Source organism: uncultured Limnohabitans sp., from assembly GCF_937889215.1.
Classification (GTDB): Bacteria; Pseudomonadota; Gammaproteobacteria; order Burkholderiales; family Burkholderiaceae_C; genus Limnohabitans_A.
Genome location: NZ_CALBEX010000235.1, coordinates 1 through 2,268 on the forward strand (window position 1 = coordinate 1; position 2,268 = coordinate 2,268).

Annotated in this window: 4 protein-coding genes; 2 read left to right on the forward strand and 2 right to left on the reverse strand. The window is 61.8% G+C overall.

What is annotated here, in order from left to right:
- Both Q0341_RS05940 and Q0341_RS05945 read left to right on the forward strand, forming a co-directional pair.
- On the forward strand, positions 1-606 hold a 606-nt coding region (locus Q0341_RS05940), incomplete at its 5' end, for a DHHA1 domain-containing protein (protein WP_299511203.1).
- 43 nt (positions 607-649) lie between these two features.
- Entirely contained in the window at positions 650-799 is a 150-nt protein-coding gene (locus tag Q0341_RS05945; protein ID WP_366522691.1) for a hypothetical protein, read from the forward strand.
- On the opposite strand, the gene Q0341_RS05950 is transcribed toward Q0341_RS05945, so the two are convergent.
- Positions 789-1,703 carry a pseudouridine synthase gene (locus tag Q0341_RS05950; RefSeq protein WP_299511205.1) on the reverse strand — a complete coding sequence of 305 codons (915 nt, stop codon included), beginning with the start codon at positions 1,701-1,703 and terminating at the stop codon, positions 789-791. The two genes, Q0341_RS05945 and Q0341_RS05950, sit on opposite strands and share 11 nt — an antisense overlap.
- A 1-nt stretch (position 1,704) precedes the next feature.
- Positions 1,705-2,268 (reverse strand): tRNA (guanosine(46)-N7)-methyltransferase TrmB (gene trmB, locus Q0341_RS05955; RefSeq protein WP_299511207.1); only part of this gene is annotated, 564 nt, incomplete at its 5' end.

Genomic DNA, 2,268 nt, shown 5'->3' on the forward strand with positions numbered 1-2,268 from the left:
GGCGACATTGGCTTGTTCAAGATCGTGAGCGAAGGCGGCGTGGCCGCAGGCGTGCGCCGCATCGAAGCCGTGACCGGTGAAAATGCGCTGGCTTATTTGCAGTCACTCGAAGACACGGTGACCAAAGCCGCAGGCACGCTGAAAGCTCAACCTGCCGAGCTGAACAACCGCATTGCCCAAGTGCTCGACCAAGTCAAAGCCCTGGAAAAAGAACTGGCTGCCGCCAAAGGCAAGCTGGCTTCGGCCCAAGGCGACGAGCTGATGACACAAGCTGTGGACATCCAAGGCATCAAGCTTTTGGTGGCCAAACTCGAAGGGGTCGATGCCAAAACCCTGCGCGACACCGTGGACAAACTCAAAGACAAGATGAAGACAGCCGTCATCGTGTTGACGGCGGTCGAGGGCGACAAGGTGCAGATCGCCGCTGGCGTGACCGCCGACACCGTGGACAAAGTCAAGGCGGGCGAGCTGGCCAACTTTGTGGCGGCTCAAGTGGGCGGCAAAGGCGGCGGCAAGCCGGACATCGCCATGGCCGGAGGCACCAACGCATCGGCACTGCCCGCTGCGTTGGCCAGTGTGCAGGCTTGGGTGGCCGAGCGGGTTTGACGCCTGAGTTTGGCCTCGGCCAAAGCCTGAACGGCGTCACGCCATGAAACATGTGGTGAGCCTGCCCGGTTCGAAGGGCGGCGCAGTGGACTTTCTGATGTACCCCGTGTCCGAAACCGCGGAAGGACGCTTGGACTCTTACACGCCCGACGCTTTCAAATACAAGATTTCGGCCACCGAAATCATGGGCTGACGCTCAGCTGCCTGGCGCTAGCGAACACACGGGCTTGGCCCGTGTGTGGGTCGGCAAATGCCACGGACTGGGCCAGCAATTGCAAGGGCCGACTGAAGTCTTCGGCTTCGTTCGGGCCTTGTTGCAAGGTGGGATAAAACAGATCGCCCTCAATCGGCAGGCCCAGCGACATCATGTGCACCCTGAGCTGGTGCCGCTTGCCGCTGACAGGTTCGAGCTGGTACAGGGCCCGTTCGCCTTCGGTTCTCAGCAGCCGAATACGGGTTTCGCTGTTGGCCAGTCCGGGCACTTCCTGGGTTCTGAAAAAAGGCTCGCCCGGCACCAATCGGCTGGTGTGCACCCGTGGCAAAGCCAAGTCCTTCGGGCAGGCCGCCACGGCTTGGTAGACCTTGTGGATGTGCTTGTCTCGAAACAAGGCGTGGTAGGCGTCGCGGTCTTGCAGTCGCTTGCCAAACAGAACCAGGCCAGCGGTTTCTCGGTCAATGCGGTGCAGCGGCACCAGATCGGCGCAGCCCGTCAGGCGCTTGAGTTGCACCAAAAGGCTTTGCTGCACGTAGCGGCCCGAGGGTGTGACGGGCATGAAGTGCGGTTTGTCGGCCACCAACAGGTGCGCGTCTTCAAACAGGATCTGCGCCTGAAACGGCAGCACGGGTTCATCGGCCAGATGCCGGTAGTAATAAAGGCGCTGGCCCGGTTGGCAACTTTCGTCGGGCAGGGCCGTTTGACCGTCTTCGTGTAGCACCAGGCCTTGCGCCAAGCGCTCGGCCCATTCGCTGTGCGAGACGCCGGGCATGCGCTGGGCCAAAAAATCGAGCAGGTGCGGCGCGCCTTGCGGCACCGACACCACGCTGGCACTCACGCCGTCTCGCATGGGCAACGCAGCCGAGTGCCCTGAATCGCGCATGTCAAACGCGCCGAAACACCAGGTCCCACACGCCGTGACCCAGCTTGAGGCCCCGGTTTTCAAACTTGGTGAGCGGCCTGTAGTCGGGCTTGGCGGCAAAGCCGTCGGCCGCATCGCTGGTGTTGACCAGCAAGGGCTCGGCGCGCAGCACGCCCATCATCTGCTCGGAATAAGGCTGCCAGTCGGTGGCCAAATGCAGGTAGCCGCCGGGCTTGATGTGTTGGGCCAGGCGATGCACAAAGGGCGACTGGATCAGGCGACGTTTGTGGTGGCGGCTTTTGTGCCAAGGGTCTGGAAAGAAAATGTGCACGCCGTCCAAACTGTCCGGGCCCAGCATGTTGTCCATGACTTCGATGGCGTCGTGCCGCACGATGCGGATGTTGCCAATGCTTTCCTCGCCGCACCGCTTGAGCAAGGCACCCACGCCCGGTTCATGCACTTCGCAACACAAAAAGTTGTCGTCCGGGCGCACCTGTGCGATCTTGGCGGTGGCGTCGCCCATGCCAAAACCAATCTCCAAAATCAGTGGGGCGCTGTGCCCAAAGGTGGCCTGCACGTCCAAGCG

What these genes read in the sequence shown, in the direction of transcription:
- Q0341_RS05945 (WP_366522691.1), top strand. Translation starts at nt 650, where the DNA reads ATGAAACATGTGGTGAGCCTGCCCGGTTCGAAGGGCGGCGCAGTGGAC.
- Q0341_RS05950 (WP_299511205.1), bottom strand. Translation starts at nt 1,703, where the DNA reads ATGCGCGATTCAGGGCACTCGGCTGCGTTGCCCATGCGAGACGGCGTG.